Raw genomic sequence first — 7234 nt, forward strand, 5'->3', positions numbered from 1 at the left:
TCAGCGCAGGAACCTGTCCTCCCCTTCCTCTCGCCGTCCCGCCGGAACGGCACGGCCGCGCTGGTCGGCGGCAGTGCTCCGAGCGGGAATTGCGGTGCGGATGAGCGTGCGGGGGTTCATTTAGAGGCAGGCGACCGACGTACGGATCTTCACGGCCGCGGTCCTGGATCCGTCTGCCGTTGACAGTAGGGCGCCCGCGCGGGGGGAGCCATAGCCGGACGGGCCAAAAGGGGCAGCCGTGCGCAGAGCCGCGAAGAGGGGGCCGCTGCCTTGCTCAGCGTCAGGCTGTGCAGACCGAGACAGACGCTGGCGACCCCGACGCTGCACTGGCCCGCGTCCCCTGGGTGAGCAGGGTGAGGTTGCCGAGGGTGTGGACGAGTTCGTCACGGTCGGCACCGTCGCTCGGGTCGTCGGCAGGCGCCGGCCAGTGTTCCCGCCAGCTCTGGGGCATGACGTGTTCGATCGTCAGTTTCGCCCCCAGGTGCTCGTCACCGTCAGGGGCGGTGAGCTGCTCGGTGTGGTCGGTGCGCAATGCGTCCTCCAGCGCTTCCAGCACGATGCGCAGCCGGCTGCGATAGAGACGGACATAGAGCGGTTCGTGCTCCAGCGCCGCGCGGAACTCCGTGTCGGTCGGCCAGTGGCGGTGGGGGCCGTGCATGGCTGCGAGCGCCGTGATGATCGCCTCGTCGGCTTGCCCGGGCTTCAGTGAGGCGGCGGCGACGAGCTCCCGGAAGACGTTGTTGTAGTCGCGGTTACCGAGGCTGAGGATCGTCCGGCGGACCAGGTAGCTGTCGATCGCGCGGATGGCGCGCAGGCGGCGCTCACGCGGCAGCACCGTGTCGTCGAGGCCGTAGAGGAAGAGCAGCAGGGGGAGCGGAGTGGAGGTTTGCAGGATGCGCATCCGGTAGAGGAAGCGGCCTTCCACCCCGTGTGAGGGGTGCTGATCGATGTTGTCGTAGATCTCGGCGTACCGGGCGAGTTCGGAGAAGACGTCCTCGGTCGGGGCGGCCGTCGTTTTCAGCCACCGGTCGAACTCCTTGAACAGGGTCGAGGTGGTGAAGTCCCTCCGGGTGCGCATCGTGAGCCAGTGGGTCAGGAAGACGTCCAGGCGGCTGCGGGTGATGCGGCCCGTGGTCTGCTCGGTCCGCCATTCGTCCTGGTCGAAAGGTGCCCACAGCTCCTCGTAGAGCCGGCCGACGTCCGCGCCGGCGTGTTCGGCCCTGCGGAAGAGGAGGTTCTTGATCAGGTCGGCGTGCTCCAGCGGCGTCCCGCGGCTGTTGAGCGTTTCGAAGACGACCTGCGGGTCGTCGTGTTTCTCCAGGTCGATGATGACCAGTCGCAGGTGCTCCCGCATGGTCTGCACCAGCGCTTCGAGACGCTGACCGGGCTCGGCCGTGTCGGCGGTCCAGGCCGCGATCTCCTGCTGGAAGTAGTCGACGGCTTGCGTGAGGCGCCCGCCGTTCCCTTCGCCGAGCATCACGGACCGGAACTCGTCACGGTCGGCGTTGGTGGGCCAGACCTTGTAGCGGTGATCGGGGTCCTGGTCACTGTCGAAGAGGTCCTCGTCGTTCTCCAGGAACTTGCCCAGCAGCCGCGCTGACCTTTCGTGCTCAAGCGCCGTCGCCGAACGGCGGGCAGCGAGGAGGAGGAGCTGCAGTGTGGTCAGACGCTGCTGGCCGTCGATGACCTCCCGGGTTTCCAGGTTCGACGACAGGTAGGAGGTCTCGTTGAACACCACCGCACCGAGAAAGTGCGGCGCCACCGACTCGTCGCTCTGCGCCGCCTGTTCGGCCCGTTCCACGGTCCGGCGGATGTCCTCCCACAGTGCGGACCAGTTCTCGTCCCTGTTCCACACATAGGGGCGTTGGAACAGTGGCACCGTGTACCGGATGTCCCTGCCGAAGATACGCCGAAGGTCAACTGTGTCCGCCCGCAAGATCCCTCCCCGATGATCTGCCGCCACCGTACGATCTCCCGGTCGCGCAAGGCGCCTGCTGAGCCAACTTGGCCGGAAATGAGGGGCCTTCAGGGGTTTCTCGTTCTCGACGACAGGGATCCGGAGGGGCCGGTCACCATGGCGGCGACGGGTTCTTCATTGGTTCGTCACACCAGGTCCTGATCTCGTTCGGCGAGGCAGGTCTGCCACAAGTCGAATGCGAGACGCGCTTCATCGAGGGACTCGGAAGCGGCTCGCTCATCGGCGAAGCCCGTTGCGGCGGCCTGTGTCACGACGGCGACGAGATGCGTGGCGACATGGTCGATCCGCTGTGCGTGTACGTGCTTCAGCCGGGGCTTCTGCTGCTCGCGGTCCATCGCTATCGCGAAGAGATCCTCGGCACTGTCGTTCTCACCGAAGAAGGAGGGACGCGCCGGCAGGGTGCCCATGGTGAGGCGACCGGCGCCGGCCATGGGGGTGTCTTGATCCTCCCGGCCGAGCACACGGTTCATCAGACGGCGGCTTTCGCCGGTGCGCCGTACGTGTGCGGCGACCGCTTCCAGCTTCTCCAGCTCGGTGGCGACGTCCGCTGCGGACTCGGAAGCGAGGAGCTCACGTAGCCGGCCGGCTGCCTCCCGGCCGGTGGCGGACGCTTCGTCGATCACGTCGTCGCACGTGTCGAGCGTGGCGAACACCCGCTCGGCCGTGCGCACGGAAGCCCGCACCATCGCGGCCGTATCACCTTCGAAACCGCCCACCGCCTGGACGATCTGCGAGACGGTCATCCCCAGCATCGTCGACAGGTCTTCCGTCTCCGACTTTGCGGTCGCCATCACCACCGCCGACGTTTCTTCACCCGTACCCACCGCTGCCCCTCGTGCCGTCCGACGATGGAGTAGATCATCGGTGGCGTACGCGCAGAAAGGAAATCCGGGGCCGCTTCGGCTGAAAACAACCGCTGAAAACAACCGGGCCGCGAGGCCCGGCCCGTCACCGCGTTCCCCGAAGGCCGCGCTGTGGTCCTTCTCGGGGCCGTATGCGGAGGGCGGCAGCGGGGCTCGTACGATTCTTCGGCATCGTGCTCGATGCCGCTCGCGTCGCAGCGGATTCTCTGACGCTCGGAGGCTGGGCATCTCGGTCACCGCGTGCAGAGTGTGTGGCGAGCGCGTACCTCACAGCACCATGACCTCGTACCGCACAACACCCGTGACACAACGTTCGCAACACAACGTTCGCAACACAACACCCATGACACCGACGCAGCGCCCGAGGAGACCGATGGCTGAGGCATACCCGGAATTCCTGCTGAGCCTGCCGTACGGCGGGCCGGTGGCGCGCGGGCGGTTGCTCACGGAGAAGGGCACCAACGGGAGCCAGAAGATGGTGGTGCTCGCCGGTTCGCCGGCTCGGCCCGATGTCGTGCCGTCGTTCCCCCTGCGCATGCCGTCCTCCCACAGGCTGAGGGAGAGACTGATCACCGAAGGTGTCATCGCGAAGACGTCCACCCGCCCGGGATGGCTGGAGGTCCTCCGGGACGTCGAGTGCAATTCGCCGTCCGCGGCGGCGGAGATTCTTGTGGGCCGCAGTTCCAACGGCTGGCTGGCGTGGAAGACCGCCGCCGGCCGGCCGCTTGCCGACTTCCTGGAGCAGACGTGGCCGGGGCCCAGCCGCGTCTGGCTGGTCCGTGACTCCGGGGGTACCAGTCTCGATCTGGTACGCGTGTGGCTGGAAGAAGGCCGTGTGATTCTCGCGGCGGACCGGCTGCGGCAGGGGGTGCCCCCGAGGGCCAGCAAGGAACAGGTGCGGACCTTCGTCGACGAGGACTACGGGGCGGCGGTCACCTACAGCGAAAAGGCCCAGCTCGTCGAGGGTTTCCACGCTTTCCTGTCCCGCATGAGGCCGGGCGACAGCGTGTGCACGCTCGTCGACAACAGGCTGTACGTCGGTGAGATCACCGGAGATGCCGAGCAGATCACGCTGGAAGACGGGCGAAGCGGTCTGCGACGTCCCGTGGAGTGGGGGAGCGAGGGGTACGCGTACGAGGAACTGCCCGAAGAACTCCAGCAGAAACTCTCCGTCCGGGACGACGTGGTCGATCTGACCGCGGTCAAGGGCATCGTCGACGGCCTCGGAGTCAGCGACGAAGAGCTGGCGAGGGCGGCCGAGGAGAGCACCGGGATATCCGGCATCGAGGCATCGGTCCTCACCGCACGCCGTGAACTGGAATTTCCCGAGCCGGACGAGAAATTGCGGACGCGGCTCAATGTCGACCGCCTCTCATGGCTGCGGGAGGTGCGCGACCTGCTCTGGGACGAGCGTCAGCTGATCTTCTACGGGCCGCCCGGCACGGGCAAGACCTACCTCGCGCAGGAACTGGCCGAATTCCTGGGAGGCGGGCCGGAACGGGTCAAGCTGGTGCAGTTCCATCCCAGCTATGCGTACGAGGATTTCTTCGAAGGTTTCCGGCCTCAGGAAGATCCGCAAACGCGTGAGGTCGCCTTCCGGCTGACCGCCGGGCCGCTGCGGGAGCTCGCCGATCTGGCCAGCCGGGAGAGCAACCGGCACATCCCGCACTTCCTGATCATCGACGAGATCAATCGGGCCAATCTTGCCAAGGTCTTCGGCGAGTTGTACTTCCTGCTGGAATACCGCAACAAGTCGGTCCGGCTGACCTACTCGAACGAGGACTTCGCCCTGCCGCGGAATCTGTTCGTCATCGGCACGATGAACACCGCCGACCGGTCCATCGCGCTCGTGGACGCGGCGATGCGGCGGCGCTTCGCCTTCGTGGAACTCTCGCCGCGGATCGAGCCGACCAGCGGGCTGCTGCGGCGCTGGCTGACGGGTGAGGGCAAGGACACCGAGCCGGCCGACCTGCTGGAAGCCCTCAACGCCCGGATCGACGACGTGGACTTCCGGATCGGCCCGTCGTACCTGATGAAGCCTGGCGTGTACCGGGAGGGCGGGCTGGCGCGTACGTGGCGGACGAAGATCCTGCCCTTGCTGGAAGAACATCACTATGGAGAAGGAGTGGACGTCGAGCGGCGGTACGGATTGGCGACGCTGCGGGCTGCGGTGGCCGCGCGCAAGGCCACGGGAACAGCTGCTGCCGAGGAACGAACCGATACCCCGTGACCACCGTCGACCTTGTCGAACACGCCCCGGCCCGACGGGTGCCGCTGCCGGACGGGGCCGGGCGGGCCCTTGCCGCCTCGAAGATCGTGGACGCCGCGCCGGACCCCTATGAGCCGGGACTGTGGCGGCTGCGGGCAAGGAGCAAGGTCGGGGCTGTCGTGGTCGACGTACCGGGAGACGAACCGGTCACCTTGCGTGTCACGCCGAAGGTGCCGATCGCGCGCCTGTTCTTCCTCCTCGGGTACAGCCTCGATCCGCGCGGATGGCTGGACGGTGAGGTGGAGGCCGACGAGCACGAAGAGCTGCTGCCCGCGCTCGCCCACGCCGTGGAGCGGCAGACGGACCGCGCGCTGCGGCGGGGCCTTCTCCAGGGCTACCGGGCGACCGAGCAGACGGCCTTCGTGGTGCGGGGCCGGATCAAGGAAGCCGAACAGATACGGCGCCGTTTCGGTGCCGCCCTGCCCGTCGAAGTCGCGTACGACGAGTTCACCACGGACATCGCCGAGAATCGCATTCTGCGTGCCGCGGTGGAGCGGCTGTTGCGGCTGCCGGGTGTGCCTCGTGCGGTAAGGGCGCGCCTGATGCATCAGCGGGCACGACTGGCGGATGCCGCGCCGCTCGTCCGGGGGCAGGCGATCCCCGAATGGCGGCCGAATCGCCTCAACGCCCGGTACCATCGCGCCCTCCAGCTGGCACGGATCGTGCTGGACGGCGCTTCGGCCGAGCATCTGCCGGGCGGAATCCGGATGAACGGCTTTCTCTTCGACATGAACAAGGTGTTCGAGGACTTCGTATGCGTCGCATTGAACAATGCCCTCGCCCCGTACGGCGGTCGTGGTGTGCTTCAGGCGAAGAACGTTCATCTCGACGAGGAAGCCGCCGTGCGGATGAGGCCGGACTTCGTCTGGTACGGGGAATCAGGGGTGCCCGCAGCCGTGGCCGACGCGAAGTACAAGGTCGGCACTCCGGAGGGATATCCCGACGCTGATCTTTATCAGATGCTGGCGTACTGCACAGCCCTCGGATTGCGGGAAGGGCATCTGGTGTACGCGAAGGGGAGCGCACCGCACGCCGGCCATCATGTGCGCCGATCCGGTGTGATGTTGCATCAGCACGCTGTGAGTATGGGCGCGCCTTCAGCGGTTCTCCTCGCCGAGATCCGGGCCCTTGCCGAGCGGATGGCCGGCTCGCGACGGCATGCGGGCGCTTGACGCGATGTTGTAACGGTGACGCCGGAACCCGACCGCTGTGCGGCCCGGCCCGCCGTGCGGCCGCTGTGTGTCCGTATTTGTGTCGGGTTTGGTGGGAGTCGTGGCTCTTTGTTGGAGACTCTCCCCTTATGGTGTTGTTGCTGGTCAGTGCGGCGGCCTGGTGGGGCGGGGGGATGAGTCGGGTCTGTGGCGGGTGTTCTGGTCGACTCGTGATGGTGCGGCTGCTTCCGGTTCTGTCGTTGAAGCACCGTTATGAGGAATTAGTTATCTTAATTCTCATTCGCCCGTATGCCGCAGTCACCCGCTGTGAGGCGCATTCGTTGACGACGTATGACTGAGACGATCGTTTCCCCCACGCGGCAGCTCGGCACCTGGCAGCTGAGTTCGACCGTGCCCCGCAGCGCGCCCGACGTCCGGCCCGACGTCCACCTGCTGCGTCCCGGACAGCGCGTCCGGCTGGAATACACCGGTGACCTGCTGGAACAGCTGCTGGCCGCCCTCGACGGCATCTCGGACGACGGCCGGTAACGGCTCCTCCGGCGCCCGCCGCCCCGATGGGCGGCGCGTCGGCCGGCCCCTTTTCCCACCGGCCACCACCGATTCCTGTGAGAGCTGTTGTGAACGACAACCCGCGGGTCCCCGTGCCTCCCGGTACCGGCCGTCACCGGCTGCCGCGTCAGAGTACGGAGGAGCCCGTCGCCTTTGCCGGCGGCGTCCCGTACCCGCACGGCGGGCCCATGGGCCAGGCGATGGCCGACGACGGGTGGGACGCCGCCGTCGTGTCGGAACTCGGCCCCGAGCTGGCGTCGCTGTGGGACACGGAGGAACGGCCCCCCGTGGTCGGCGGCCCGGAGTCGGCGTTTCCGGACGGTGAGGGGGCGTATGGCGGGGTGTATGACGGGGCGTATGGCGGGGTGTACGAGGGGGTGTATGAGGGGGGATATGGCGGGGG

At 67.3% G+C, this 7234-nt stretch carries 6 protein-coding genes; 4 read left to right on the forward strand and 2 right to left on the reverse strand.

Annotation, left to right across the window (positions count from 1 at the left end; genetic code table 11):
* Positions 1 to 280: 280 nt before the first annotated feature.
* Positions 281 to 1963 carry a DUF262 domain-containing protein gene (locus A6A06_RS08265; RefSeq protein WP_079193880.1) on the reverse strand — a complete coding sequence of 561 codons (1683 nt, stop codon included), beginning with the start codon at positions 1961 to 1963 and terminating at the stop codon, positions 281 to 283.
* A 140-nt stretch (positions 1964 to 2103) separates the two neighbouring features.
* Positions 2104 to 2775: a hypothetical protein gene (locus A6A06_RS08270; RefSeq protein ID WP_073760524.1), complete on the reverse strand. Its 672-nt coding sequence runs from the start codon at positions 2773 to 2775 to the stop codon at positions 2104 to 2106.
* 439 nt (positions 2776 to 3214) lie between these two features.
* On the opposite strand from A6A06_RS08270, the gene A6A06_RS08275 reads away from it, so the two are divergent.
* The 4 genes from A6A06_RS08275 to A6A06_RS42465 form a co-directional block, all read left to right on the forward strand.
* The gene (locus tag A6A06_RS08275) at positions 3215 to 5071 is read left to right on the forward strand and encodes a DUF4357 domain-containing protein (protein WP_073760525.1); all 1857 of its coding nucleotides are present in this window, start codon (positions 3215 to 3217) and stop codon (positions 5069 to 5071) included.
* Positions 5068 to 6282: an McrC family protein gene (locus A6A06_RS08280; protein ID WP_073760526.1), complete on the forward strand. Its 1215-nt coding sequence runs from the start codon at positions 5068 to 5070 to the stop codon at positions 6280 to 6282. Before A6A06_RS08275 ends, A6A06_RS08280 begins: the two co-directional genes overlap by 4 nt.
* A gap of 330 nt (positions 6283 to 6612) precedes the next feature.
* The gene (locus A6A06_RS08285; protein WP_073760527.1) at positions 6613 to 6810 is read left to right on the forward strand and encodes a hypothetical protein; all 198 of its coding nucleotides are present in this window, start codon (positions 6613 to 6615) and stop codon (positions 6808 to 6810) included.
* A gap of 221 nt (positions 6811 to 7031) precedes the next feature.
* The coding region (locus A6A06_RS42465; protein WP_206780361.1) for a hypothetical protein at positions 7032 to 7234 on the forward strand (203 nt) is incomplete at its 3' end.

The organism is Streptomyces sp. CB02923, from assembly GCF_001905005.1.
Classification (GTDB): Bacteria; Actinomycetota; Actinomycetes; order Streptomycetales; family Streptomycetaceae; genus Streptomyces.

Bases quoted from the DNA above. Each gene is read 5' to 3' on its own strand.
- A6A06_RS08275 (WP_073760525.1), top strand. From the start codon at position 3,215: ATGGCTGAGGCATACCCGGAATTCCTGCTGAGCCTGCCGTACGGCGGG.
- A6A06_RS08285 (WP_073760527.1), top strand. From the start codon at position 6,613: ATGACTGAGACGATCGTTTCCCCCACGCGGCAGCTCGGCACCTGGCAG.